This window comes from Pseudomonas reidholzensis (assembly GCF_900536025.1).
Classification (GTDB): domain Bacteria; phylum Pseudomonadota; class Gammaproteobacteria; order Pseudomonadales; family Pseudomonadaceae; genus Aquipseudomonas; species Aquipseudomonas reidholzensis.
The window spans coordinates 417,704-442,838 of sequence record NZ_UNOZ01000013.1 but is presented as its reverse complement, the minus strand read 5'-3'; the positions used below and the strand labels follow the sequence as shown (position 1 = coordinate 442,838).

Sequence of the window (25,135 nt, the reverse complement as noted above, 5' to 3'; positions counted from 1 at the left end):
CCTGGCGCCGATGCTGCCGAGCCCGCTGAAGCTGCTGATGGTCGAGGACAGCTCGATGGATGCCGAGCTGACCCTGCTGCGCCTGGAGCGCAGCGGCCTTGCGCTGCAGTCGCAGCTGGTGTTCGACCATATCGGCGTGGAACACGCGCTGCGTGATCAGCGCTTCGACCTGATCCTGTGCGACTGCGTGCTGCCGGGCTCGTCCGGCACCGAGGTGCTGGCGATTGCCCAGCGCATGGCCCCGGACGTGCCGTTCATCTTTCTCTCCGGCATCTATGGTGAAGAACACGCGGTGGAGATGATCCGCCTCGGCGCCACCGATTACGTGCTGAAGAAAAACCTGCCGCTGCTGCCCAAGGCCGTGCGCCGGGCGCTTACCGAAGTGCAGGAGCGCCAGCGTCGGCGCTGCGCCGAAGAGGCCCTGGCCGACGTCGAGGCGCGCGCGCGGATCGCCATCGATGCCGCCGGCATGGGCACCTGGGACCTGCGCCCGGAAGAAGGCCTGCTGCTCTGGGACGACCGCTGCAAGACCCTGTTCGGCCTGCCCGTCGACACCGAAATGAGCATGGACGTGTTCATCGCCGGGATCTACGCCGATGACGTCGCGCTGGTCCGCGCGGCCGTCGATCACGCCATGCAACCGACCAGCGATGGCCGCTACCGGGTCGAGTTTCGTATCGCCCAACCTCTGGGCCTGGAGCCGCGGTGGTTGCTCAGCAGCGGCCAGGCGCAGTTCGTCGACGAGCGTTGCGTACGCTTCTCCGGGGTGCTCCAGGACATCCACCAGCAGCGCCAGGCGACCCTGGCGCTCAAGCAGCTCAACGAGATGCTCGGCGAGCGGGTCGAGTTGCGCACCCGTGAGCGTGACCGTGCCTGGGAGTTGTCCCAGGACTTGCTCGCCGTGTTGCACAAGGACCTCACCCCGGTCGCCCTCAACCCCGCCTGGGAGGCCAGCCTGGGCATCTCCCGCGAGCGGCTGAGCCAGGGCTCGCTGCTGCACTTGCTGCCGGAGCAGGATCAACAGGCGTTTCTCGCCGAAGTCGCCGCCCTCGACCACGGCCGCACCAGTGCGCGCTTCGTCGGCCGGATCCAGCACGTCAGTGGCCAGCAACGCTGGCTGTCGTGGGTGGTGGTACCCGAAGACACCCTGCTCTATGTGGTCGCCCGCGACATCACCAGCGAGCGCGAGTCGGCGCTGGGCCTGGCCGAAGCCAACGCCCGCCTGCGTGACCAGATCGACGAGCGCGAACGCATCGAGGCGGCGCTGCAACAGATGCAGCGGCTGGAGGCGGTCGGCCAGCTCACGGCGGGCGTGGCGCACGACTTCAACAACCTGCTGACGGTGATCCTGACGGGCTCCAGCTTCGTCGAGCGCGACCTCGACAAGGGCAACGTCGACAAGGCCCGCAGCCGCCTGCAGCACATCCGCGAAGCGGGCGAGCGCGGCGCCAAGCTGACTTCGCAGCTGCTGTCGTTCTCGCGCCGCCAGCGCCTGGAACCGGTGCCGCTGAACCTCAACCGGACCCTGGCCGGCCTCGAAGAGCTGCTGCGACGCACGCTGGGCGGCAATATCTCGGTGCGCCTGGACCTGGACGACAGCCTGTGGCAGGCCCTGACCGACCCGACCCAGACCGAGATGATCATTCTCAACCTGGCGATCAACGCCCGCGACGCCATGCCCGACGGCGGCCAGCTGACCCTGACCACCCGCAATACCCAGGTCGCGGCACGCGCGCAGCGCCCGGAAGACCCCGAGCCCGGTGAATACGTGATGCTGTCGATCCGCGACACCGGCTGCGGCATGAGTGACGACGTGGTGGGCAAGGTGTTCGAGCCGTTCTTCACCACCAAGGACATCGGCAAGGGCTCCGGCCTGGGCCTGGCGCAGGTGTTCGGCTTTGCCAAGCAGTCCGGCGGCGGCGTGCGCATCGACACGGCCGTGGACCGCGGCACCCAGGTGTCGGTCTACCTGCCGGCGGTCAAGCAGGCGCTCGACCTCGACGTGGCGCCCATCGCCCCGCCACAGCCCGTGACCGCCGATGGCCGTGACCGCACGGTATTGCTGGTCGACGATGACCACCTGGTGCGCGACATGATCGGCGATGTGCTGCGCCTGCAGGGTTATCAGGTGCGCCAGGCGCACAGCGGCGAACAGGCCCTGGCGCTGCTCGATGATGACATCGACCTGCTCCTGACCGACTTCGCCATGCCCGAGTTCAACGGTGCCCAGCTGGCGCTGGCGGCGCGCACGCGCTATCCGCAGCTGCCGGTGGTGATCCTGACCGGGTACGCTGAGTTGCAGGGGCTGGAGTTGCCGGACAGCCTGATCATCCAGAAACCGGTGCAGGCGCAGGTACTGGCGCAAGCGTTGAACGATCTGCTGGGAGCGGCCTGAGCAGGAAGCTCGGTCGTTTCTAGAAGGATTTAGCGAAAAGGTACACGAGGGTAAAGCGAGGAAAAATAATGGCAGGGGCGGCTGGATTCGAACCAACGCATGGCAGGATCAAAACCTGCTGCCTTACCGCTTGGCGACGCCCCTGTATCGGATGCGACGAGTGCCGGGCACTGTCGTTCTGACAATTCCAACTGGCTGACAGCGTGGGTTGCTGTCTTGGAATGCGCGGCACTTTAACAACAAACTGCCGACCTGAAAACCCCTTTGTTAAAAAAAATGCTGAAAAACAGCAAGTTAGTGGGTGAAACCGTTCCCAAGAGCGGCCAGCACCGGCCCTTTACAACCGCCCGTCGCTTTTCCCCCGCCCCGCCAAAACGCAATCGCATTCCTCCCTTCCAATCAGATAAGCAATCACGCGCATCACAAGGAGGGCGCCATGCCAGTTTCCCACGACCTGTACCAGGACCTGCACTACCCCCGCGAGATCGTCCAGCAACGCCGCCAGCAGGACCCGCAGCTCGACCGCCTGCTCGACGAGTACATCGACATCGACAACCAGGTCCTGGCCGCCGAGGCGATCTCAGCCGGCATCGCCAGCGATGACGACCTGCACCGCCTCAAGGAGCGGCGCCTGTCGGTCAAGTACATGATCGAACGCCGCCTCGAACACAAGGCCTGAACACCGACGCGGGCGGTGCGATAGCCGCCCACAATCGGCGCGGTCGCCTAAGCGGTCGTTGCCTGCCGGTTTATCTAGTGGTCAAAATGGCGGCCTTCGCGCACGTTGCGCCCTGCCCTTTGAGGACCTCGAGTCTTGGCCGCCTGGATCCCCACCCCGCTGCGTCAACTGCGTCAACGCCTGCGCGGCGAGGTGCGCGCCGACAGTGACCTGCTGCGCCATTTCCAGGCCAAGGCCGCCGCCCGCGGCTACACCCTGAGCGACGGCCAGCGCCGGGTGATCGCCTGCATGGCCGAGCAGCTCGCCCTGCTCGAGCAGGGCCAGGCACGCAGCCTGTACCTGCATGGCTCGGTCGGCCGCGGCAAGAGCTGGCTGCTCGACGGCTTCTTCCAGGCACTGCCGGTCGAGGCCAAGCGCCGGCTGCACTTTCACGACTTTTTCGCCCGCCTGCACCAGGGCATGCACCGCCATCGGGCGCTGGACGATGCCTTGGGCGCGACGCTGGATGAGCTGATCGGCAACTGCCAGGTGCTGTGCTTCGATGAGTTCCACGTGCATGACATCGGCGATGCCATGCTCCTCACGCGCCTGTTCACGGCGCTGTTCGAGCGCGGCGTTTTCCTTCTCCTGACCTCCAATTACGCCCCTGAAGGGCTGCTGCCCAACCCGCTGTACCACCAGCGCTTCCTGCCGGTGATCCGCTTGATCAACAGCAGCATGCAGGTGCTCGAAGTGGGCGGCGAGACCGACTTTCGCAGCCTGCCGGCCAACCGCGAGCACCAGCGTTTTACCCAGGGGCACTATGTGTGGCCGGGGACTGCCGAACAGCGCCTGGCGCTGGCCGTGCCGGCTGTTGCGCCGGTGGTGCTGGAGGTCAACAACCGCCCGCTGCGTGCACTGGCCAGCGCTGGGCGGCAGGTGATGTTCAGCTTTGATGACCTGTGCGAGCAGGCCACGGCGGTGGTCGACTACCTGGAGCTGGTCGGGCGTTATGATCGCTGGATCATCGAGGGCCTGGACGACCTGGCCGAGCGCTCGCTGGCGGCGCAGCAGCGCTTCGTCAACCTGGTGGATGTGCTGTATGACCAGGACCGGGAGCTGGTGGTGATTGGCCGGCAGGCGCTGGAGGTCAGCCTGGGCGGGGCGATTGCCGACCTGATGCGCAGCCGGAGCCGGTTGGGGCAACTGCATCAGGTCGGGCCTACCGATTGCGCTGGCTGACCCGGCCTCTTCGCGGGTAAACCCGCTCCTACAGAGACCGTGCAATATCCAGAACAGCACTATGCCTGTGGGAGCGGGTTTACCCGCGAAGGCGTCATCCGGGGCGCCCCCTCATCCGGCTCGCGGCAAATCCGCCAGCACCGCCTCGATCTCACCCAGCACCGCCGGATCATCCAGTGTCGAAGGCGGCACATAGGCCACCCCATCGGCAATCTTGCGCAGCACCGCGCGCAGGATCTTCCCCGACCGCGTCTTGGGCAAGCGCTTGACCAGCCGCACCCGACTGAAACACGCCAGCGCGCCAATCTGCTCGCGCACGCTGGCCACCAGCGCCTGCTGCAACTGCTGCTCGGCCAACGCCTCGCCATCCTTGAGCACCACCAGCGCCAGCGGCACCTGGCCCTTGATGTCGTCGTGCACACCGATCACCGCGCACTCGGCCACTGCCGGGTGGCGAGCCACCAGGTCCTCCATCTCGCCCGTAGACAAGCGATGCCCGGCGACGTTGATCACGTCATCGGTGCGCCCCATGATGTAGACGAAGCCGTCGTCGTCCAGGTAGCCGCCATCGCCGGTGTGGTAATAGCCAGGATACGTCTGCAGATAAGCCTCGAGGTAGCGCTGATGGTCGCCCCACAAGGTCTGGCTGCAGCCCGGCGGCAGCGGCAAGGCGATGACGATCGCGCCTTGCTGGTTCGGCCCCAGCAGCTGACCTTCGTCATCCAGCACCTGAACGTGATAGCCCGGCACCGCGCGGTTGCTCGAACCAGCGCGCGCCGCGCTGCCCTCCAGGCCGACACAGGGCGCGGTGACCGGCCAGCCGGTCTCGGTCTGCCACCAGTGATCGTGCACCGGCTTGCCGGTGACCCGCTCCAGCCACTCATGGGTGCTCGAGTCGAGCTTCTCGCCGGCCAGGAACAGCTGGCGCAGCGAACTCAGGTCATGGCCGGCGATCAGCTGGACGTCCGGGTCCTCCTTGCGGATCGCGCGCATGGCCGTGGGCGCGCAGAACAGCGCATTGACCCGGTACTGCTCGATCACCCGCCAATACGCCGAGGCATCCGGGGTGCGGATCGGCTTGCCCTCGTAGAGCACCGTGGTGCATCCGGCCATCAGCGGCCCGTAGACGATCAGCGAGTGGCCGACCACCCAACCGACGTCGGAGATCCCCCACCACACGTCGCCCGCCTGCATGCCGTAGATATGGCGCATGGCAAAACTCAGGGCCACCGCGTTGCCGCCGTTTTCGCGAACGATACCCTTGGGTTTGCCGGTAGTGCCCGAGGTGTACATGATGTACAGCGGGTCAGCGGCGTCCAGCTCGACCGGCGCCACCGCCTGGGCCGTGGCCAGCGCCTGCTGCCAGTCGAGGTCACGGCCGGCCTGCAGCTCGGCGCGCGCCTGCGGGCGTTGCAGCACCAGCACATGCGCGGGCTTGTGCGTGGCCAGCTGCAGGGCGCGATCGACCAGCGGCTTGTACTCGATCACCCGCTCGAACTCCAGCCCGCACGAGGCGGTCAGCAGCAGCGTCGGCCGGGCATCGTCGATGCGCAGCGCCAGCTCGTTGGCGGCAAAGCCGCCGAACACCACCGAATGCACCGCCCCGATCCGCGCACAGGCCAGCATGGCCATCGCCGCCTGCGGCACCATCGGCATGTAGATGATCACCCCGTCGCCCTTGCGTACGCCCAGATCGCGCAGCAAGCCGGCAAGGCGCGCCACTTCATCGCGTAGCTGGTGATAGCTGAAGGTCTGTTGCACGCCGGTCACCGGCGAGTCGTAGATCAGTGCGGTCTGCTCGCCCCGGCCCTGTTCGATCTGGTGATCGAGGGCCAGGTAGCAGCTGTTCAGGCGGCCGTCGGCGAACCAGCGGTGGGTGCCGTCGGGGTTGGCCTGCAGGGTCAGGCGCGGCTTGCGCTGCCAGGCCAGGTGGTCCGCCTGCTCGGCCCAGAAGGCTTCGGGGTCGGCAATCGAATGGGCGTAGCTGTGCTGATAAGTCATGTCGGTCGCAACCCAGTACTTGTTGTTATTGAAGGGCGAGCTTCCAGTATGGACCGCCACTTGCACCCTGCCATGGGACTAAAGTCCACAACCGACCTGCAAATTCGCCTCCCGGTCGGCCGCAGGTCACGCCGCCGTGCGTTTGCCGGTATGATGCCGCCCTCGCCCAAACGCCACTGCGACTTCCATGCATAGCCTCGACGATCTACGTGCCGGCCGCCTGCGCGGCATCACCCGCCTGAACCTCAAGCAGGGGCTGACCCAGTTTCCCGAGGACATTTTCGACCTGGCCGACAGCCTCGAGGTGCTCGACCTCAGCGACAACGCACTCAGCGACCTGCCGGATGACCTGCACCGACTGAGCCAGTTGAAGGTGCTGTTCTGCTCCAATAACCGCTTCACCCACGTGCCAATAGGCATCGGGCGTTGCGCCAGGCTGGAGGCCGTGGGCTTCAAGAGCAATCGCATCACCACGCTCGACGCACAGGCCTTGCCGGCCAGCCTGCGGGCGCTGATCCTCACCGACAACGCCCTGCAAGCGCTGCCCGAGGCCTTGGGCGACTGCACCCAGCTGCAGAAGCTGATGCTGGCGGGCAACCGCCTGCGCAGCTTGCCGGCCAGCCTGGCGCGCTGCCAGCGCCTGGAGCTGCTGCGCATTGCCAGCAATGGCCTCAGCGAACTGCCCGACTGGTTGTTGCAGATGCCGCGCCTGGCCTGGCTGGCCTATGCCGACAACCCGCTGCCCGCAGGCTTCGTCGCGCCACCCGGCGCGGCGCCGTGCGCGAGCGTTGCCTGGAGGGATATCGAGCTAGGCCACGAGCTTGGCCGTGGCGCCTCCGGGGTGATCCACCGGGCCCGCTGCACGTTCCAGCAGGCGCCACTGGCCGTCAAACTGTACAAAGGTGCGATCACCAGTGATGGCTCGCCGCTGGCAGAAATGAGCACCTACATCGCCGCCGGTGAACACCCGCAACTGGTCGCCCTGGCCGGCCGGATCGACGATCATCCGCAGCAGTTGCCCGCGCTGGCAATGCAACTCATCCCCGCAGACTGGCACAACCTCGGCGGGCCACCCAGCCTCGACAGCTGCACCCGCGACCGCTACCCGGCAGAGCGCCAACTGTCGCTGCCGGCCCTGCGCCAGCTGGCCAGCGGGATCGCCTCGGTCAGCGCCCACCTGCACGCCCGCGGCATCAGCCACGGCGACCTGTACGCGCACAATATCCTCTGCGACAGCGACGGCCGTTGCTTGCTCGGCGACTTCGGCGCAGCCTCGTTCCATCCGCCCGCCCCTCACCCGGCGGGCTTGGCGCTGGAGCGCCTGGAAGTCCGAGCATTCGGTATTCTGCTGGGCGAGCTGCTGGCACGCTGCGAGCCGCCAGACGCGGACCTGCAGGCACTCGCGCGGCGCTGTCGGCAGGCAGACGTTGCCCGCCGGCCGCTGTTCAGCGAGGTGTTGACACACCTGCAACAGGGCAGCCCTGCGCGTGTCACCGCTCAGCCTGCCGCGCAATCCACCGCGATGGCTCTAGACTAGCGGCCACCTGACTCAACGGGTTCAATCATGGATATCGAACAGGCGCGTACCTTCCTCGAAATCGTCCGCGGCGGCAGCCTGGTCGCCGCCGCCGAGCGCCTGTTCGTGTCGCAGACCGCGATCACCGCACGGGTGCAGCGCCTGGAGCAGCAACTGGGCTGCCAGCTGTTCGTGCGCAGCCGCAGCGGGGTCAGCCTGACCAGCGACGGCGAGGCCTTCATCACCTACGCCAACCAGCTGGTGCAAACCTGGGAAGCGGCGCGCCGCGACCTGCCGCTACCGTCAGGTTGCCAGCAGTTGCTGCATGTCGGCGGCGAGGTGAGCCTGGGCAATCCGATGCTGCTCGACTGGGTCAGCGCGCTGCACCGGGAGCTGCCCAGCCATGCGATCCGCAGCGAGGTGAGCGATGGCGAGTCGCTGCTGCGCAAGGTCGAGATGGGCCTGCTGGACGCGGTACTGGTGTACCAGCCGAGCTACGGCCCGGGCCTGCAGGTGGAGCAGTTGATGGAAGAAAAGCTGATCCGCATCCGCCGGGTCGCGCGGCCCGAGCCGTATATCTACATCGACTGGGGCGAAGCGTTTCGCCGCCAGCACGACGCCGCCCTGCCCGACTGCGCGCGTGCGGCGTTGAGCTTCAACCTGGGGCCGCTGGCCCTGCAGTTCATTCTCGACCAGGGCGGCAGTGGCTACTTTCGTACGCGGGTGGTCCAGGCGTACCTGGACAGCGGCGTGTTCGAGCGGGTGCCAGAGGCGCCGGAGTTCACTTACCCGACCTACCTGGTGTATGCGCGCAAACGTGACAGCGAAGCGCTGCAGCAGGCCCTGGCGATCTTGCGCCGGCTGGTCGCGGCCGGCGCCAGCGACTGGTCACAACGCTGGGACCCGCTGATCTGAGGGCTGGCTGGCGGCGTTGAGCAAATGGCGCTTGAGGCCGGCGATCAGGTCGGTCTGGGTGACCACCCCGACCAGCTGGTCGCCGTCGAGCACCGGCAGGCAGTGCAAACCCTGCTCGCACAGCAATGGCAACAGACCCTCCAGCGGGTGCTGGCTGCTGACGCTGATCACCCGCCGGCTCATCACCTGCTCCATCAGCACCGGCTTGCGCCGGCGCCAGCTGAAGCGACCCCGGGCCATGGCCGGGCCGACCAGGTCGCTGAGGCTGACGATGCCGACCAGGCGCCCGCCGTCGAGTACCGGCAGGGTCTTCAGGTGATGGCTGGCGAGCAGCTTCCAGGCCTGGTCGAGGGTGGTGTCGCTGGCGGCGAACTGGATATCGCGTGACATCACCGCGCCGGCCGTGATGCCGCCCAGGCTGCGTTGCAGGGCGTGTTGTTCGGTGGCCAGGATGATCCGCTCAAGCTCGTCGCGGGTGACGTCGACGTATTCGCCAATGTCTTCCAGGGCCTGATCGAGGTCGGCGGTGCTGACCCCCACCCGCGCGCTCGGCAGGGGGTCGTGGGTGTGGTGCAGGTCCTTGCGTGGCGCTGCGCGCTTGGGATAACGCACACCGGTCAGGCGGTTGTAGAGCACCGCCACCGCGACCAGGATCAGCACGTTGAGCATGATCGGCTCGAGCAGGTGATCGCCCAGTGCGACCAGCCCCGGGTCGGCCAGCACCGCACTGACGGCGACACCGCCACCGGGCGGGTGCAGGCAGCGCAGCAGGCACATCAGCAGCAGGGACACGCCCAGTGCCGTGGCGGCAACCCACAGCTCGCTGCCAAAGCCATGGCGCAAGGCCAGGCCCAACGCGCCGGCCACGGCATAGCTGCCGAGCACCGGCCAGGGCTGTGCCAGCGGCCCGCCGTGCACGGCGAACACCAGCACCGCGGTGGCGGCCAGCGGGCCGAGCAGGTGCAAGGCGATCGACGGGCCGTAGGCCAGGCTGCACAGCCAGCCGGCGAGGAACAGGCCGAGCAGCGCGCCCATGCCGGCACGCAGCCATTCTTTTGGGGGGAGGTTCAGGGGCGCCGGTAACAGGCGCTGCAATCGACTTTCGGGACGCGAGGCAGACATCGGGCAGAGGGTCGTAATCTAAGGGTTGATAGGTTATGGATGCTTTGGGCGGGGATTGTGCAGGGCGCACCGTTTTGGTGCCAATTCAAAAAACTGCGCTTGGGCTGCAATTTTTTTGCAGGATGGGCTGATGGCGCCAGGGGTGGCCTCTTCGCGGGTAAACCCGCTCCCACAGGTGTTGCGTCCGCCCCGGACCCTGTAGGAGCGGGCTTGCCCGCGAAGAGGCCAGCGCTGAGAGCAGAGATCAACGACCCTTGCGCGGCAACTCGATGCTCACCCGCAATCCACCCAGAGGGCTTTCCAGCAAGTCGATGCGCCCGCCCCAGGCGTCGACAATGTCGCGCACGATGCCCAGCCCCAGGCCATGCCCATCGACCTGTTCATCCAGCCGCGAGCCCCGCTCGAGCACCTGCAGCCGGTTACCTTGAGGAATCCCCGGCCCATCATCGTCGACCCACAGCTGGTAACCCTCGGCACCCTGCGCAATCCCCAGGCGCACCTCGCTGTCGGCCCACTTGCAGGCGTTGTCGAGCAGGTTGCCCAGCAGCTCCAGCAGGTCCTCGCGGTCCCACGGCAGCAACAGGCCAGCCGGTACATCGCGCTCGAGCAGCAGCCCTTCTCCATGGATCATGCCCAGCGTCCCGAGCAACCCCGGCAGCTCGGCATCGCAATCGAACTGCGCACCGGGCAGCGCATCGCCGGCCAGCCGCGCGCGGTTGAGCTCACGGCTCAAGCGCTGCTGAATCTGCTCCAACTGCTCGCGCATCTGCTCCCGTACCTCCGGCAAATCCGCCAGACGCGCACTGGATGCCAGGCTGAGCAACACCGCCAACGGTGTCTTCAGCGCGTGGCCGAGGTTGCCCAGGGCATTGCGCGAACGGCGCAGGCTGTCTTCGGTGTGCGCCAGCAAGTGGTTGACCTGGTCCACCAGCGGTTGCAGCTCGCTGGGTACCTCGGCGTCCAGCTGCGAACGCTGGCCTTGCTGCAGTTGGGCGATCTGCTGGCGGGCACGCTCCAGTGGACGCAACGAGCGGGTGACGGTGATGCGCTGCAGCACCAGCACCAGGATCAACGCCACCAGGCCCATCCCGAGGCCGATCTGCTGCATGCGCTGGAAGCCTTCGCGCACTGGCGAATAGTCCTGCGCGACGCTGATCGAGATGTCCTGGCCGAGGCGTCGGTAATCGGCACGCAAGGCCAGCAACTGCTGACCCTCGGGACCTAGCTCGTGGGTGTCTTCCAGGCCAGGCTTGGCCGGCTTGGGCATGTCCAGGTCCCACAGCGAGCGGGAGCGCCAGGTGCCCTGGTCGAAGTCGATGCGAAAGTAATACCCCGAGAACGGCCGCTGGTACGCCGCAGAGACCCGCCGCTCGTCCAGCTGCAAACCGCTGGGGCCACGCACCAGCGCCACCAGCAGGTTCTCGCTCTCCTTGCGCAGGCCTGCCTCCAGGTACCGCTGCAGCCCCACCTCGAACAACCACAGCGACAGCTGCGCCAAGCCCAGGCCGACCACCACCAGCACCGCCACCAGGCCCAGGCTCAAGCGCGCCTGGATCGACTTCACGGGGTGTTCCCGGCGTAGACGTAACCCTGCCCGCGGCGCGTCTCGATCACGCTGCGGCCGAGCTTGCGACGCAGGTGATTGACGTGCACTTCAAGGACGTTGGAGTCGCGTTCGGTCTCACCGTCATAGAGGTGTTCGGCCAGGTGGCTTTTCGACAACACCTGCCCGGGGTGGAGCATGAAGTAGCGCAGCAGGCGAAACTCGGCGGCGGTCAGCTGGACGTCGACGCCCTCGCGGCTGACGCACTGGCGGCCCTCGTCCAGGTGCAGGCCGGCGGCCTCCAGGGTCGGCTGGTTGGCCAGCCCACGGGCACGGCGCAGCAGCGCCTGGATCCGCAGTTGCAGCTCTTCAGGGTGGAACGGTTTGCTCAGGTAGTCGTCGGCCCCGGCCTTCAGCCCTTCGATGCGCTCGGCCCAGGAACCCCGCGCGGTGAGGATCAGCACCGGCGTGGCCAGGCCGGCGGCGCGCCACTGGGCCAGCACCTCGAGCCCCGGCAAGCCGGGCAGGCCGAGGTCGAGGATGATCAGGTCATAGGGTTCGCTCTGGCCCTGGTACACCGCATCGCGGCCATCGGCCAACCAGTCCACGGCATAGCCCTGGCGCTGCAGGGCGGTGGTCAGTTCGTCGGCCAGGGGTACAGAGTCCTCGACAAGCAGCAGGCGCATTCAGTCGTCTTCCTCGTCTTTGAGCAGCACGCCGCTGCGGGCATCCAGCTTGATCTCGCGCACCACCCCGGCGGGGGTCAGCAGCTCGACCTCGTATTCGTAGCGGCCGTGCTTTTCTTCGAGCTCCGCCTCCAGCAGACGCGCCCCGGGGTAACGCCCCAGGGCCGAGTCGAGCAGCTGTTCAAGCGGCAGGATGATGCCCTTTTGCCGCAGCGCAAGGGCTTCATCCTGGTCGAGGTCACGGGCCACGGCCAGCGAACCGATCGTCATCAGCGCAAGGGCCAGGTAGCGCGCCTTTCGCGGTAGCGGGTTCATCAGGTGTCCTGTTTGTCCTTGAGTACTTCACCGGTCTTGGCGTCCAGGTCGACATCCCATTCGACGTTCTGTGCGTCGCGCAGCTCGACCTTGAAGATGTAGCGGCCGTACTCGTTTTCCAGCTCCGAGTCGGTGATGGTCGCGCCCGGGTGCTTGGCCTTGGCGACGTCCGCCAGCTTTTGCAGGGACTGCACGGTGCCGGCTTTTTCCAGCGCGCTGATTTCATGCGCCGGGACATCGGCCAGGGCGACATTGGCGCCTACGGCAAGGGCAGCGGCAGCGAACAGGGCAGTCAAAGTCTTCATGAGGTTCTCTCCATCGGGGTGTGCAAGTTGTCTACGGAATCAAGATTACCCAACGGTGCTTAATTCAACCTGAAGACAGCTGGCGCCATGATAGCGCAGTCGATCCGCCACCGGGCGGCTGCACGAACGGCCGCAAGCCTTGTCGCGGGCATGCTGGTAGAATCTGCGCCAGTATTTTTTACAAGAGTCTTTACCAGTGGAAATCTTCAAGGAATTCACCTTCGAATCCGCCCACCGCCTGCCTCACGTACCCGAGGGGCACAAGTGCGGTCGCCTGCATGGCCATTCGTTCAAGGTCGCCCTGCACCTGACCGGCCCGCTCGATCCGCACACGGGCTGGATCCGCGACTTCTCCGAGATCAAGGCGATCTTCAAGCCGCTCTACGAGCAGCTCGACCACAACTACCTGAACGACATCCCCGGCCTGGAAAACCCGACCAGCGAAGTCATTGCCAAGTGGATCTGGGAACAGGTCAAACCGTTGCTTCCGGAGCTGTCCAAGGTGCGTATCCACGAGACCTGCACCAGCGGCTGCGAATACACCGGCGACTGATCAGCGCCGTGCAGTAGGGTCTGGATGGGTCGCTAGCGCGCCTCAGCCCAGGCCCAGCGAGTCCTTGAGGAACGCCGGCGCGATGTAGCGCTGGTAGTGCGCTTCGGAGAGGATGAAAAATTCGCGGTCGATGGCGTCGCGCAATTGCGGCAGCTCCCAGTCGCGAAACTCCGGCAGCAGTGCCATGCCATAGGCGTCCAGGTCGCGAATCAGCCGCGCCCCGCGGGCGATCAGCTGGTACGCCCAGCAGTATTCCGACTGATGCGCGACAAAGCGGATCGAGCGCTGCTCCAGTTGCTGGCGCAGGCAGTCTTTGTCGAACACTTCGAGCTTGGCCATCATCACCTGCACCAGCAACTGCTCCAGGCGCAGCCAGACCGCGCGCTTCTCGTCGTCGCTGTAGCCGTTCCAGTGGATCACTTCGTGGTGGAAGCGCTTGCAGCCACGGCACACGAGGTCTCCGTAGACCGTGGAACAGAGCCCGACACACGGGGTTTTGATGGATTGGTTGGACATGGAAAAACAACGGCTTGGCGGAGGTACACGGGCCCATGTTAGCCCTTTGTCTAACCAGGGTCACCCGTTAAAGTCACAATAGCCGCCTTACCTTCGCGCGGTTTTTACCGTAGAATCACTTCGCCTTTTCAAGGCAACGATGTCCGTTGGAAGCTGTTTTCAAAGCGTCACGAGCACAGTTAATCCGGTAGAACGGCGTTGGCCCGGGCCATGCACCCCTCGCATGACCGCGCCAACCCCTCATCACACGCTCCGTTCTACAGGCGTAAAACTTTGAAAGCAGCTTCTACAAGGATTTCCTGCAACCCTGGCTGGGCGGCTCACGAAGCCGTATTGCGCATGGGTGCCGTAAATCCTGGATGAGCGTCCCGGACTCCCTTTAGGGACCACTGATGAGGGTAATAACTGTGCTTGAAGCCTACCGCAAACACATCGAAGAGCGTGCCGCCCTGGGTATCGTGCCCCAGCCGCTGAACGCCGAACAGACCGCAGGCCTTGTAGAGCTGCTGAAGAACCCACCGGCCGGCGAAGAAGCGTTCCTCGTTGAACTGATCACCGACCGCGTTCCACCAGGCGTTGACGAAGCTGCCTACGTCAAGGCCGGTTTCCTCTCCGCCATCGCCAAAGGCGAGGCCACCTCCCCGCTGATCGACCGCAAGCACGCCGCAGAGCTGCTCGGCACCATGCAGGGTGGCTACAACATCGAGACCTTGGTCGCGCTGCTGGACGACGCCGAACTGGGCGCCGTCGCGGCCGAACAGCTCAAGCACACCCTGCTGATGTTCGATGCCTTCCACGACGTGGCCGAAAAAGCCAAGGCGGGCAATGCCCACGCCCAGGCCGTGCTGGAATCCTGGGCTGCCGGTGAGTGGTTCACCAAGCGCCCGGCGATCGCCGAGAAGTACACCCTGACCGTGTTCAAGGTGCCTGGCGAAACCAACACCGACGACCTCTCGCCTGCCCCGGACGCCTGGTCGCGCCCTGACATCCCGCTGCACGCCCTGGCCATGCTGAAGATGGCCCGTGACGGCATCGAGCCTGAGCAACCGGGCGCCATCGGCCCGCTCAAGCAGATCGAAGCGGTCCGCGCCAAAGGCTTCCCGGTTGCCTACGTGGGTGACGTGGTCGGTACCGGTTCGTCGCGTAAATCCGCCACCAACTCGGTGCTGTGGTTCTTCGGCGACGACATCCCGAACGTGCCGAACAAGCGCGCCGGTGGTTTCTGCTTCGGCACCAAGATCGCCCCGATCTTCTACAACACCATGGAAGACGCCGGCGCCCTGCCGATCGAATTCGACTGCACCAACCTGGGCATGGGCGACGTCATCGACGTCTACCCGTACAAAGGTGAAGTCCGCCGTCACGACAGCGACGAGCTGGTCACCACCTTCGCCCTGAAGACCGAAGTGCTGCTCGACGAAGTGCGCGCTGGCGGCCGTATCCCGCTGATCGTTGGCCGTGGCCTGACCGACAAGGCCCGTGCCGAGCTGGGCCTGGGCGCCACTGACCTGTTCAAGCTGCCAGAAGCCCCGGTCGATTCCGGCAAAGGCTTCACCCTGGCACAGAAGATGGTCGGCCGCGCCTGCGGTCTGGCAGAAGGCCAGGGCGTGCGCCCGGGTGCCTACTGCGAGCCGAAGATGACCACCGTGGGTTCGCAAGACACCACCGGCCCGATGACCCGCGACGAGCTGAAAGACCTGGCGTGCCTGGGCTTCTCCGCTGACCTGGTGATGCAGTCGTTCTGCCACACCGCGGCCTATCCAAAGCCGATCGACGTCACCACCCACCACACCCTGCCGGATTTCATCCGCACCCGTGGCGGCGTGTCGCTGCGTCCTGGCGACGGCATCATCCACAGCTGGCTGAACCGCATGCTGCTGCCTGACACCGTCGGCACCGGCGGCGACTCGCACACCCGCTTCCCGATCGGCATTTCGTTCCCGGCCGGTTCCGGCCTGGTCGCGTTCGCCGCGGCCACCGGCGTCATGCCGCTGGACATGCCAGAGTCGGTACTGGTGCGCTTCAAGGGCAAGCTGCAACCGGGCATCACCCTGCGTGACCTGGTCCATGCGATCCCTTACTACGCGATCCAGAACGGCCTGCTGACCGTCGAGAAGAAAGGCAAGAAAAACGCCTTCTCCGGCCGCATCCTCGAGATCGAAGGCCTGGACGAGCTGACCGTCGAGCAAGCGTTCGAGCTGTCCGACGCCTCGGCTGAGCGTTCCGCTGCAGGCTGCACCATCAAGCTGCCGGAAAAAGCCGTTGCCGAGTACCTGCAGTCGAACATCACCCTGCTGCGCTGGATGATCAGCGAAGGCTACGGTGACGCGCGGACCATGGAGCGCCGTGCGCAAGCCATGGAAGCCTGGCTGGCCAACCCGCAGCTGCTGGCTGCCGACGCCGATGCCGAGTACGCCGAGATCATCGAAATCGACCTGGCCGACGTCAAGGAGCCTGTGCTCTGCGCGCCGAACGACCCGGACGATGCCCGCCTGCTGTCTTCGGTACAAGGCGAGAAGATCGACGAGGTGTTCATCGGTTCGTGCATGACCAACATCGGTCACTTCCGCGCGGCCGGCAAGCTGCTGGACAAGGTCAAGGGCGGTATCCCGACCCGTCTGTGGCTGGCTCCGCCGACCAAGATGGACGCTCACCAGCTGACCGAAGAAGGCTACTACGGCATCTACGGCAAGGCTGGCGCGCGCATGGAAATGCCAGGCTGCTCGCTGTGCATGGGTAACCAGGCGCGGGTACAGACCGGTTCGACCGTGGTCTCCACCTCGACCCGTAACTTCCCGAACCGTCTGGGCGATGCCACCAACGTCTACCTGGCGTCGGCTGAGCTGGCGGCGGTCGCTTCGATCATCGGCAAGCTGCCGACCGTCGAGGAGTACATGGTGTACGCCAAGGACATCGACAGCATGGCTGCCGACGTTTACCGCTACCTGAGCTTCGACCAGATCGCCGAGTTCCGTGAAGCGGCCGAAAGCGCCAAGATCCCGGTTGTTCAGGCGTAAGATCAGCGGTTAGCTTCCAGCTTCCAGCTGTAACAAAAAGCCCCGGCAGAAATGCCGGGGCTTTTTTTGTGGACGCCTTGATGGGCGTGGCACTCGATTGGCGCCTTAACGCATCAAGATCTCCACCAACACCTGCGCCGGCACACTCAACTCCACCCCGCGCCGCGTCACCACCTCGTACGGCTCACTGCGCGACTTCAACTGCAACGGCAACCTCACCAGCATCCCGTGATCCAGCGCCACCTTGGCCACATCCCAAGGCATCACCGCAAGCAACCCCGGGTCCTGCAGCAACATCGACAACGTCGTAAAAGTCGAAGACGTCTCGATCGGATACTGCGGAAAACCCAACCCCGCCTCGCGAAACTCCCGCTCCAGGGTCAAACGCATCGGCATGTTCACCGGAAACACCACCCACCGCGAATCCGCCACCTGCGCCAGCTCCAGCGAGTCACTGCCCGCCAACGGATGCGCCGGATTGGCCACCAGCACCAACTGCTCCTGGTGCTTGACCCGGCTGTCGTACGCCGCCGGACGCGGGCTGACACTGGTCCGGCAGATCACCACATCCAGACGCCCCTGATCGAGCAACGTCAGCAAGCGATCACTGGTGTCCTCGACCACCGCCACCGACAGGTCCGGCTGGCTCTCGCGCAAGCGCGCCAGGCCCTCCACCAGGATCGGCACCGCACCCATGATGGTGCCCACCGCCAACCGTCCACCATGGCCCTGGAGAATCCCCAGCATCTCCTCGCGCAGGTGCGCCAGGTCATTGCCGATCAAGCGCGCGTAACGCACCACGCAACGCCCCAGGTCATTGGCCTGGAGGCCCTTGCTGGTGCGCTCGAAGAGCACCGCGCCGAGCGTCGACTCGATCTCGTTGAGCGCCTTGGTCGCCCCCGGCTGGGTGATCGACATGGCCTCGGCGGCCTTGTGGATCGACCCCAGCTCGTCGAGGCTGATGAGCAAGCGCAACTGGCGCAGGCGAAGGCGCGAGGCCATGGAACTCAAAGGTGGCAGCATAGGGGATCACTAAAAGTTATCACGGGGTCAACAGCTCTCATTAGGCAGCAATGACGGGGAAATTTAAAGTGGCTGCACGTGCTTCCCCACAACAACAAACCGGAGCCAGCATGCGCCTGATCCAATTCGAAACCGCAACCGCCCAGCGCCATGTCGGCGTGGTCGAAGGCGACCTGATCCAGGTCGTGCGTCACACCAGCCACCTGCGTGAACTGGCCCTGAGCGCCATCCGCCACCAGCGCAGCCTCGCCGCCGAAGTGCTCGAACGCGGCCTCGACAGCAGCGACCAGCGCTACAGCGACGCCCTCGCCGAATGCCGGGTGCTGCCGCCGCTCGACCACGAAGACCCGGCCCACTGCCTGATCAGCGGCACCGGCCTGACCCACCTGGGCAGCGCCTCGACCCGCGACAAGATGCACCAGCAGAAAGCCGACGACGGCGCGGCCCTCACCGACACCGCACGCATGTTCCAATGGGGCATCGATGGCGGCCGCCCCGCCGCCGGCAGCGTCGGCGCGCAGCCGGAGTGGTTCTACAAGGGCGACGGCTCCACCGTGGTGCGCCCCGGCCAGGCCTTGCAGGCCCCGGCCTTCGCCGAGGACGCCGGTGAAGAGCCGGAACTGGCCGGCCTCTATGTGATCGGCGATGATGGCCAGCCGTACCGCCTGGGCTTTGCCATCGGCAACGAGTTTTCCGACCACGTCATGGAGCGCCGCAGCTACCTGTACCTGGCCCACTCCAAGCTGCGCAACTGCTCGTACGGCCCTGAGCTGCGGGTCGGCGAGCTGCCACGCCACCTGCAAGGCACCAGCCGAATCCGCCGCGGCGACCAGGTGATCTGGGAAAAGGACTTTCTCAGCGGCGAGGACAACATGTGCCACTCGCTGGAGAACCTCGAGTACCACCATTTCAAATACGCGCAGTTTCTGCGCCCGGGCGATGTCCATATCCACTTCTTCGGCACCGCGACCCTGTCGTTCGCCGACCAGGTCAAGGCCGTCGCAGGCGATGTGTTCGAAATCAGCCTGGCGGAGTTTGGCGCACCGTTGCGCAATGGCATTGGCATAACGCCTGCGGCCATCTCACCCGGTGCGGTGAAGACGCTCTGAACCGACGGCGGCGCAGGGCCGCGCCGCCGCGGCATTTCATAACAATCACAACAGTGAGATGAGCATGAACAACAGCCCTTACCCTGCAGCCCCGGCCCCCGCCCTGGCGGCCGCCGACAGCACAAAGCCGACCACCGTGCGCTGGCGTATATTCCTGATCCTGCTGTTGCTGGCAGCGATCAACTACATCGACCGCGCCTCGCTGTCGGTGGCACTGCCGTTGATTTCCGCCGAGTTCGAGCTGACCCCGGCACTCGAAGGCCTGATCCTCAGTGCGTTCTTCTGGTCGTACGCGTTGATGCAGATCCCGGCCGGGGTCCTCCTCGACCGCTTCCAGGTGCGCAATATCATTGGCGTCGCGACCATTGGCTGGGGCGCGTTCCAGGCGCTAGGCGGGTTTGCCCACAGCTGGGTCACCCTGCTGGTCACACGCATCGGCCTGGGCGTCGCCGAGTCGCCGATCATGCCGGCCGGCGCCAAGCTCAACGGCGCCTGGCTGACCCCCAACGAACGGGGCCGCGGCGCTACCCTGGTGGACGGCGGCGCGCCGCTGGGCACCGCCTTTGGCGCGATCATCATCGCCGGCCTGATCACCTGGTTCGACTCCTGGCGCATCGCCTTCATCATTGCCGGCGTCGGTACCGTGGCCGCCGGCATCTGGGCCTGGTGGTACATCCGCAACCACCCCAGCGAGCACCCGCAGGTCAACGCCGCCGAACTGGCCTACATCACCCAGGCCAACGACGCCGCGAGCAAGGCCAACGGCAACCGCAAGGCGGTGCTCAAAGAGCTGCTCAAGAGCCGCTCGGTGCTGTGCATGTTCGCCGGCTACGCCTGCTACAACAGCGTGTTCTATGGCCTGCTGACCTGGATGCCGAGCTACCTGCACCAGGCCCACAACCTCGATATCAAGGCCATGGGCGGGGCGACCTTCCTGATCTTCATGTGCGGTTTCGTCGGCGAGCTGATCGGCGGCTGGATCTCCGACAAGTGGAAAGCCAAGGGCGGCCAACCGAACACCGTGATGCGCAGCATGTTCGCCGGCTCCGCCGCGGTCGCCGCACTGTGCATCCTGCTGGTGGCCTACACCCCGGACGCCGGCCTGGTCATCGCACTGCTCTGCGTGGCGCTGTTCTTCATCCGCTGGTGCGGCATGTACTGGTGCCTGCCGGCGATCCTCGGTGGCAAGTCCAAGGCCGGCGTGCTCGGCGGCAGCATGAACTTCTGCGGCAACATGGTCGGCGTGCTGGTGCCGATCCTGATCGGCCTGATCGTGCAGTTCACCGGTTCCTACTTCCTGGCCCTGATCTTCTTCGTGGTCATGGCCTTCGGCCTGATGCTGTTCTCGGGCCTGATCGACTATCGCGAGCGCGGGCTGGCCTGAGCCACGCGCCCCATTGAGGTGACTGTCATGCAACTCATTACAACAACAGGCAGTGCAAGCGCTGCCAACGCCGTGATCCGACTCAACCCGCTGGACGATGTACTGGTGGCCCGCCAGCCACTGACCGAAGGCCTGCTGCTGGACGAAGGCATCGTTGTCCGCCAGCCGATCCCGGCCGGCCACAAGGTCGCTGCCCGCGCCCTGACGGCGGGCCAGCCGCTGCGCCGCTACGGGCAGATCATCGGCTTTGCCAGCCAGGCGATCGCGGCCGGCGAGCATGTGCACGTGCACAACCTGGCGATGGGCGACTTTGCCCGCGATTACGCCTTTGGCGTTGACGCCAAGGGGCAGCAGGCGCCCAACGACGACACCTTCATGGGCATCGTGCGCGCCGATGGCCGGGTCGCGACGCGCAACTACATCGGCATCCTCACGTCGGTGAACTGCTCGGCCACGGTCGCCCGCGCCATCGCCGATCACTTTCGCCGCGACATCCACCCCGAGGCGCTGGCGCCCTACCCTAACGTCGACGGCGTGGTGGCACTGACCCACGGCGTCGGCTGCGCGGTCGACCCCGGTGGCGAGGCACTGGCCATGCTCCGGCGCACCCTTGGTGGCTATGCCGTGCACGCCAACTTCGCCTCGGTGCTGCTGATCGGCCTGGGCTGCGAGACCAACCAGATTCCCGACCTGCTCGCCGCCCAGGGCCTGCAAAGCAGCCACGCGCTGCGCACCTTCACCATCCAGGGCACCGGTGGCACCTCGAAGACCATTGCCAGCGGCATCGCCCAGGTCAAGTCGCTGCTCGCCGACGCCAACCAGGTCGAACGCCAGCCCGTCAGCGTGCGCCACCTCACGGTCGGCCTGCAGTGCGGGGGCTCGGACGGCTATTCGGGGATCACCGCCAACCCGGCGCTGGGCAATGCGGTCGACCGCCTGGTCGCTGCCGGCGGCACCGCGATCCTTTCGGAAACCCCGGAGATCTACGGCGCCGAACACCTGCTGACCCGCCGCGCGGTCAGCCAGCAGGTGGGCGAGAAGCTGATCGCCCGCATCCAGTGGTGGGAAGCCTACTGCCAACGGATGGGCGCCGAGCTCAACAACAACCCTTCGGCGGGCAACAAGGCCGGTGGCCTCACCACCATCCTCGAAAAGTCCCTGGGCGCCGTGGCCAAGGCCGGCTCCAGTGACCTGGTGGATGTCTACGAGTACGCCGAGCCGGTGCGCGCCCACGGCCTGGTGTTCATGGACACGCCCGGCTACGACCCGATCTCCGCCACCGGCCAGGTCGCCGGCGGCGCCAACCTGATCGCCTTTACCACCGGCCGTGGCTCGGCCTACGGCTGCGCGCCTTCGCCGTCGATCAAGCTGGCCACCAACACCCGCCTGTGGGAAACCCAGGAAGAGGACATGGACGTCAACTGCGGCGGCATTGCCGACGGCAGCATGACCATCGAAGAACGTGGCGAACACATCTACCGCCTGATGCTGAGCATTGCCTCGGGCGAGCGCAGCAAGAGCGAACAGCATGGCTACGGCCAGAACGAGTTCGTGCCGTGGCAGATCGGCGCCATCACCTGATACCCCGTTTTGATTACCGGAGCCCGCATGACCCGTATCCTTGGTCACAACTACATCGCCGGCCAGCGCTCGGCGCAAGGCAACACCCTGCTCACCAGCCTCGACGCCACCACCGGCGAGCCGTTGCCGGGCGTGTTCAGCCAGGCCACAGAGGCTGAAGTCGCCGCCGCTGCCACCGCTGCGGCGGCGGCCTTCCCGGCCTACCGCAACCTGCCCGCCGACCAGCGCGCGGCGTTTCTCGAGGCCATCGCCGACGAACTCGACGGGCTGGGCGATGATTTCATCGCCACCGTGTGCCGCGAGACCGCCCTGCCCAGCGGCCGTATCCAGGGCGAGCGCGCCCGCACCAGCGGCCAGATGCGCCTGTTCGCCAAGGTGCTGCGCCGGGGTGACTTTTATGGCGCGCGGATCGACCGCGCGCTGCCCGAGCGCCAACCCCTGCCCCGCCCCGACCTGCGCCAGTACCGCATCGGCGTCGGGCCGGTGGCGGTGTTTGGCGCCAGCAACTTCCCGCTGGCATTCTCCACCGCCGGTGGCGACACCGCCTCGGCCCTGGCGGCCGGCTGCCCGGTGGTGTTCAAGGCCCACAGCGGCCACATGGCCACTGCCGAAGCGGTCGCCGACGCGATCCTGCGGGCCGCCAGCCGCAGCGGCATGCCGGCCGGCGTGTTCAACATGATCTATGGCGCCGGGGTCGGTGAGTGGCTGGTCAAGCATCCGGCGATCCAGGCAGTGGGCTTCACCGGGTCGCTCAAGGGCGGCAATGCCCTGAGCCGCATGGCGGCGGAACGGGCGCAGCCGATCCCGGTGTTTGCCGAGATGTCCAGCATCAACCCGGTGATCCTCCTGCCTGAAGCCTTGCAGGCGCGTGGCGAAAGCCTGGCGCGCGAGTTGGCGGCGTCGGTGACCCTGGGCTGCGGGCAGTTCTGCACCAACCCAGGGTTGATCATCGGCGTGCGCTCGGCGGCATTCAGCGACTTCATCGCGCTGTTCACCGCGCAGATGGCCGAGCAGCCGGCGCAGACCATGCTCAACCAGGGCACGCTGGCCAGCTACCGCCAGGGCCTCGTGCACCTGCACAGCCACCCGGGCGTGACGCACCTGGCGGGCGCCGCGCAAGGTGACCGGCAGGCACAGCCGCAGTTGTTCCAGGCGGATGTCAGCTTGCTGCTGGGCGGCGATCCGCTGCTGCAGGAAGAGGTGTTCGGGCCGGCCACGCTGCTCATCGAGGTGGCCGACCTGGCGCAACTGGCGGCGGCCGTCGGGGCGCTGCGTGGGCAACTGACGGCCACGCTGATCGGCGAAGCGGCGGAGCTGGCGGGCTATGGCTGGCTGAGTGAGCTGCTGCAGGAGAAGGTGGGGCGGGTGCTGCTCAATGGCTATCCGACCGGGGTCGAGGTGTGTGACGCGATGGTGCATGGCGGGCCCTACCCGGCCACCTCGGATGCGCGGGGCACCTCGGTCGGCACGTTGGCGATCGACCGTTTTCTGCGGCCGGTGTGCTTCCAGAACTACCCGGATGAGCTGTTGCCAGCGGCGCTGCAGGATGGCAATCCGCTGGGGATTTCGCGGTTGCTCGATGGCGAGCAGAGCCGTGCGGTGATTGTTCGGTAGGGCTGTCCTGCACCGGCCTCATCGCGGGCAAACCCGCTCCTACGGGGTCTGTGCACGTCCACCCTGTAGGAGCGGGTTTACCCGCGATGAGGCCTGCATTGGCAACACACCAACCCGCTCGCGACCTAGATCACCAACAGATCGACGAACTTGTGCACCGGCGTGGCCTCAAGCCGCGCCTGGGCCTTGCACAGGTCAAAGATCTCGGCACAACGCTGCCCCGCAAAGCGCGTGGCGAGGTTGGCCTTGAACTTCTCTTCCAGCAACGGAATCCCCTCGGCACGCCGGCGCCGATGACCGATCGGGTATTCGACGGTGACCTGCTCGGTGCTGCTGCCATCGTTGAAGAACACCTGCACGGCATTGGCGATCGAGCGCTTGTCGGCCTCCAGGTACTCGCGGCTGAAGCGTGGCTCTTCGACGATCTCCATCTTCTCGCGCAACCGGTCGATGGTCGGGTGGGCGGCGTGGAAGCTGTCTTCATAGTGCTCGGCCACCAGGTTGCCGAAGATCAACGGCACCGCCGTCATGTACTGCAGGCAGTGGTCGCGGTCGGCGGCGTTGGCCAGCGGGCCGACCTTGGAGATGATGCGGATCGCCGACTCATGGGTGGTAATGACGATGCGCTCGATCTCGTGCAGGCGGTTGCGCACCTTGGGGTGCAGTGTCACCGCCGCTTCGCAGGCGGTCTGCGCATGAAACTCGGCCGGGAAGCTGATCTTGAACAGGACGTTTTCCATCACGTAGCTGCCAAACGCCTGGGGCAGGCTGAAGCTGCGCTGCGCGGGCGGCTTGAGCGCCAGGTCCTTGTTGGTGTGGCTGAACAGCACGTCATAAAAGCCCCACTGCGGCGCGGTGAGCACGCCAGGGATGCCCATCTCGCCGCGCATGGCGATATCGGCCAGGCGCACACCCCGGCTCGAGGCATCGCCCGCGGCCCACGACTTGCGCGAGCCTGCGTTGGGCGCATGGCGATAGGTGCGCAGCGCCTGGCCGTCGACAAAGGCGTGCGACAGCGCCGAGAGCAACTGCTCGCGGTTGGCGCCCATCAGCTTGGCGCAGACGGCAGTCGAGGCGACCTTGACCAGCAGCACATGGTCCAGGCCCACCCGGTTGAAGGAGTTCTCCAGGGCCAGCACGCCCTGGATCTCATGGGCCATTACCATCGCCTCGAGGACGTCGCGCATGCTCAGCGCCGGTTCACCTACCGCCACCCGCCGTTGCGAGAGGTGATCGGCCACCGCCAGGATGCCGCCGAGGTTGTCCGACGGGTGCCCCCACTCGGCGGCCAGCCACGTGTCGTTGTAGTCCAGCCAGCGCACGGTGCAGCCGATGTCCCAGGCCGCCTTGACCGGGTCGAGCCGGTACGAGGTGCCGGGCACGCGCGCGCCGTGCGGCACCACGGTGCCCTCCACCAGCGGCCCGAGGTGCTTGTTGCACTCGGGGAAGCGCAGCGCCAGCAAGCCGCAGCCCAGGGTGTCGATCAGGCAGTTGCGCGCGGTGTCGAGCGCCTCCGCCGAACCGACCTGGTAGTCGAGCACGTAGTCGGCGAGGGTCTGCAGCACCCGGTCGTAGTCCGGGCGGTCGTTCAGGTCAACGTTGGCACTCATCTCTCAGTACTTCCTGTGGCAGAGGATCGA

General features: G+C 66.2%; 20 protein-coding genes and 1 tRNA gene. 11 read left to right on the top strand and 10 right to left on the bottom strand.

Annotated elements, in window-relative coordinates; genetic code table 11:
* Window positions 1-10 precede the first annotated feature (10 nt).
* On the top strand, window positions 11-2,395 hold the full coding sequence (locus CCOS865_RS10090; RefSeq protein WP_119140306.1) for a response regulator: 2,385 nt from the start codon (window positions 11-13) through the stop codon (window positions 2,393-2,395).
* A gap of 69 nt (window positions 2,396-2,464) precedes the next feature.
* On the opposite strand, the gene CCOS865_RS10085 is transcribed toward CCOS865_RS10090, so the two are convergent.
* Window positions 2,465-2,539, bottom strand: a tRNA-Gln gene (locus tag CCOS865_RS10085).
* Window positions 2,540-2,831: 292 nt separating this feature from the next.
* Between CCOS865_RS10085 and CCOS865_RS10080 the strand changes: the two genes are divergently transcribed.
* Both CCOS865_RS10080 and zapE read left to right on the top strand, forming a co-directional pair.
* Window positions 2,832-3,074 carry a hypothetical protein gene (locus tag CCOS865_RS10080; RefSeq protein WP_119140304.1) on the top strand — a complete coding sequence of 81 codons (243 nt, stop codon included), beginning with the start codon at window positions 2,832-2,834 and terminating at the stop codon, window positions 3,072-3,074.
* A 135-nt stretch (window positions 3,075-3,209) separates the two neighbouring features.
* Entirely contained in the window at window positions 3,210-4,295 is a 1,086-nt protein-coding gene (gene zapE / locus CCOS865_RS10075) for a cell division protein ZapE (RefSeq protein WP_119140303.1), read from the top strand.
* 111 nt (window positions 4,296-4,406) lie between these two features.
* On the opposite strand, the gene CCOS865_RS10070 is transcribed toward zapE, so the two are convergent.
* Window positions 4,407-6,296 (bottom strand): propionyl-CoA synthetase, encoded by a 1,890-nt coding sequence (locus CCOS865_RS10070; RefSeq protein WP_119140982.1) that lies wholly within the window; start codon window positions 6,294-6,296, stop codon window positions 4,407-4,409.
* 187 nt (window positions 6,297-6,483) lie between these two features.
* Here CCOS865_RS10070 and CCOS865_RS10065 point away from each other — a divergent pair, with 187 nt between their 5' ends.
* Together CCOS865_RS10065 and CCOS865_RS10060 are read left to right on the top strand one after the other, a co-directional pair.
* The gene (locus CCOS865_RS10065) at window positions 6,484-7,833 is read left to right on the top strand and encodes a leucine-rich repeat-containing protein kinase family protein (RefSeq protein ID WP_119140301.1); all 1,350 of its coding nucleotides are present in this window, start codon (window positions 6,484-6,486) and stop codon (window positions 7,831-7,833) included.
* A 27-nt stretch (window positions 7,834-7,860) separates the two neighbouring features.
* Window positions 7,861-8,727 carry a LysR family transcriptional regulator gene (locus tag CCOS865_RS10060; protein WP_119140299.1) on the top strand — a complete coding sequence of 289 codons (867 nt, stop codon included), beginning with the start codon at window positions 7,861-7,863 and terminating at the stop codon, window positions 8,725-8,727.
* Here CCOS865_RS10060 and CCOS865_RS10055 read toward each other — a convergent pair.
* The 5 genes from CCOS865_RS10055 to CCOS865_RS10030 all read right to left on the bottom strand — a co-directional run bounded on the left by CCOS865_RS10055 (window position 8,701) and on the right by CCOS865_RS10030 (window position 12,698).
* Window positions 8,701-9,849 carry an HPP family protein gene (locus tag CCOS865_RS10055; RefSeq protein ID WP_119140297.1) on the bottom strand — a complete coding sequence of 383 codons (1,149 nt, stop codon included), beginning with the start codon at window positions 9,847-9,849 and terminating at the stop codon, window positions 8,701-8,703. The two genes, CCOS865_RS10060 and CCOS865_RS10055, sit on opposite strands and share 27 nt — an antisense overlap.
* Window positions 9,850-10,093: 244 nt before the next feature.
* Complete coding sequence (locus tag CCOS865_RS10045; RefSeq protein ID WP_119140295.1) at window positions 10,094-11,413, bottom strand: sensor histidine kinase; 1,320 nt, start codon at window positions 11,411-11,413, stop codon at window positions 10,094-10,096.
* Entirely contained in the window at window positions 11,410-12,078 is a 669-nt protein-coding gene (locus tag CCOS865_RS10040; protein WP_119140293.1) for a response regulator transcription factor, read from the bottom strand. The genes CCOS865_RS10045 and CCOS865_RS10040 overlap by 4 nt, the downstream gene beginning before the upstream one ends.
* Window positions 12,079-12,393 carry a PepSY domain-containing protein gene (locus tag CCOS865_RS10035; RefSeq protein WP_119140291.1) on the bottom strand — a complete coding sequence of 105 codons (315 nt, stop codon included), beginning with the start codon at window positions 12,391-12,393 and terminating at the stop codon, window positions 12,079-12,081.
* The gene (locus tag CCOS865_RS10030; RefSeq protein ID WP_119140289.1) at window positions 12,393-12,698 is read right to left on the bottom strand and encodes a PepSY domain-containing protein; all 306 of its coding nucleotides are present in this window, start codon (window positions 12,696-12,698) and stop codon (window positions 12,393-12,395) included. The genes CCOS865_RS10035 and CCOS865_RS10030 overlap by 1 nt, the downstream gene beginning before the upstream one ends.
* A gap of 196 nt (window positions 12,699-12,894) precedes the next feature.
* Between CCOS865_RS10030 and queD the strand changes: the two genes are divergently transcribed.
* On the top strand, window positions 12,895-13,251 hold the full coding sequence (queD, locus tag CCOS865_RS10025; protein ID WP_119140288.1) for a 6-carboxytetrahydropterin synthase QueD: 357 nt from the start codon (window positions 12,895-12,897) through the stop codon (window positions 13,249-13,251).
* A gap of 42 nt (window positions 13,252-13,293) precedes the next feature.
* On the opposite strand, the gene CCOS865_RS10020 is transcribed toward queD, so the two are convergent.
* A complete protein-coding gene (locus CCOS865_RS10020; protein ID WP_119140286.1) occupies window positions 13,294-13,767 on the bottom strand; it encodes a DUF1289 domain-containing protein in 474 nt (157 codons plus the stop codon).
* A gap of 407 nt (window positions 13,768-14,174) precedes the next feature.
* Here CCOS865_RS10020 and acnB point away from each other — a divergent pair, with 407 nt between their 5' ends.
* Window positions 14,175-16,784, top strand: coding sequence for a bifunctional aconitate hydratase 2/2-methylisocitrate dehydratase (gene acnB / locus CCOS865_RS10015; protein WP_119140284.1), 2,610 nt, complete (start codon window positions 14,175-14,177; stop codon window positions 16,782-16,784).
* A 105-nt stretch (window positions 16,785-16,889) separates the two neighbouring features.
* Here the strand turns inward: acnB and CCOS865_RS10010 are convergent, their stop codons facing one another.
* Complete coding sequence (locus CCOS865_RS10010; RefSeq protein ID WP_415842593.1) at window positions 16,890-17,786, bottom strand: LysR family transcriptional regulator; 897 nt, start codon at window positions 17,784-17,786, stop codon at window positions 16,890-16,892.
* Between the two features lie 131 nt (window positions 17,787-17,917).
* Here CCOS865_RS10010 and araD1 point away from each other — a divergent pair, with 131 nt between their 5' ends.
* The 4 genes from araD1 to CCOS865_RS09990 all read left to right on the top strand — a co-directional run bounded on the left by araD1 (window position 17,918) and on the right by CCOS865_RS09990 (window position 23,495).
* Window positions 17,918-18,916, top strand: coding sequence for an AraD1 family protein (gene araD1 / locus CCOS865_RS10005; protein ID WP_119140281.1), 999 nt, complete (start codon window positions 17,918-17,920; stop codon window positions 18,914-18,916).
* Between the two features lie 64 nt (window positions 18,917-18,980).
* On the top strand, window positions 18,981-20,300 hold the full coding sequence (locus tag CCOS865_RS10000) for an MFS transporter (RefSeq protein ID WP_208644514.1): 1,320 nt from the start codon (window positions 18,981-18,983) through the stop codon (window positions 20,298-20,300).
* Between the two features lie 27 nt (window positions 20,301-20,327).
* The gene (locus tag CCOS865_RS09995) at window positions 20,328-21,881 is read left to right on the top strand and encodes a UxaA family hydrolase (RefSeq protein WP_119140277.1); all 1,554 of its coding nucleotides are present in this window, start codon (window positions 20,328-20,330) and stop codon (window positions 21,879-21,881) included.
* A gap of 27 nt (window positions 21,882-21,908) precedes the next feature.
* Window positions 21,909-23,495: an aldehyde dehydrogenase (NADP(+)) gene (locus CCOS865_RS09990; RefSeq protein WP_119140275.1), complete on the top strand. Its 1,587-nt coding sequence runs from the start codon at window positions 21,909-21,911 to the stop codon at window positions 23,493-23,495.
* Window positions 23,496-23,620: 125 nt separating this feature from the next.
* Here CCOS865_RS09990 and prpD read toward each other — a convergent pair whose 3' ends face one another.
* Window positions 23,621-25,105 (bottom strand): 2-methylcitrate dehydratase, encoded by a 1,485-nt coding sequence (gene prpD / locus CCOS865_RS09980; protein ID WP_119140273.1) that lies wholly within the window; start codon window positions 25,103-25,105, stop codon window positions 23,621-23,623.
* Between the last annotated feature and the right edge of the window lie 30 nt (window positions 25,106-25,135).

Excerpts from the sequence above, each read along its gene's own strand:
- CCOS865_RS09995 (WP_119140277.1), top strand. The coding sequence starts at position 20,328 with ATGCAACTCATTACAACAACAGGCAGTGCAAGCGCTGCCAACGCCGTG.
- CCOS865_RS10080 (WP_119140304.1), top strand. The coding sequence starts at position 2,832 with ATGCCAGTTTCCCACGACCTGTACCAGGACCTGCACTACCCCCGCGAG.
- CCOS865_RS10055 (WP_119140297.1), bottom strand. The coding sequence starts at position 9,849 with ATGTCTGCCTCGCGTCCCGAAAGTCGATTGCAGCGCCTGTTACCGGCG.
- CCOS865_RS10010 (WP_415842593.1), bottom strand. The coding sequence starts at position 17,786 with ATGGCCTCGCGCCTTCGCCTGCGCCAGTTGCGCTTGCTCATCAGCCTC.
- CCOS865_RS10035 (WP_119140291.1), bottom strand. The coding sequence starts at position 12,393 with ATGAACCCGCTACCGCGAAAGGCGCGCTACCTGGCCCTTGCGCTGATG.
- CCOS865_RS10020 (WP_119140286.1), bottom strand. The coding sequence starts at position 13,767 with ATGTCCAACCAATCCATCAAAACCCCGTGTGTCGGGCTCTGTTCCACG.
- CCOS865_RS10040 (WP_119140293.1), bottom strand. The coding sequence starts at position 12,078 with ATGCGCCTGCTGCTTGTCGAGGACTCTGTACCCCTGGCCGACGAACTG.
- araD1 (WP_119140281.1), top strand. The coding sequence starts at position 17,918 with ATGCGCCTGATCCAATTCGAAACCGCAACCGCCCAGCGCCATGTCGGC.
- CCOS865_RS10070 (WP_119140982.1), bottom strand. The coding sequence starts at position 6,296 with ATGACTTATCAGCACAGCTACGCCCATTCGATTGCCGACCCCGAAGCC.
- prpD (WP_119140273.1), bottom strand. The coding sequence starts at position 25,105 with ATGAGTGCCAACGTTGACCTGAACGACCGCCCGGACTACGACCGGGTG.
- CCOS865_RS10030 (WP_119140289.1), bottom strand. The coding sequence starts at position 12,698 with ATGAAGACTTTGACTGCCCTGTTCGCTGCCGCTGCCCTTGCCGTAGGC.
- CCOS865_RS09990 (WP_119140275.1), top strand. The coding sequence starts at position 21,909 with ATGACCCGTATCCTTGGTCACAACTACATCGCCGGCCAGCGCTCGGCG.
- CCOS865_RS10090 (WP_119140306.1), top strand. The coding sequence starts at position 11 with ATGCTGCCGAGCCCGCTGAAGCTGCTGATGGTCGAGGACAGCTCGATG.
- CCOS865_RS10065 (WP_119140301.1), top strand. The coding sequence starts at position 6,484 with ATGCATAGCCTCGACGATCTACGTGCCGGCCGCCTGCGCGGCATCACC.
- CCOS865_RS10000 (WP_208644514.1), top strand. The coding sequence starts at position 18,981 with ATGAACAACAGCCCTTACCCTGCAGCCCCGGCCCCCGCCCTGGCGGCC.
- CCOS865_RS10060 (WP_119140299.1), top strand. The coding sequence starts at position 7,861 with ATGGATATCGAACAGGCGCGTACCTTCCTCGAAATCGTCCGCGGCGGC.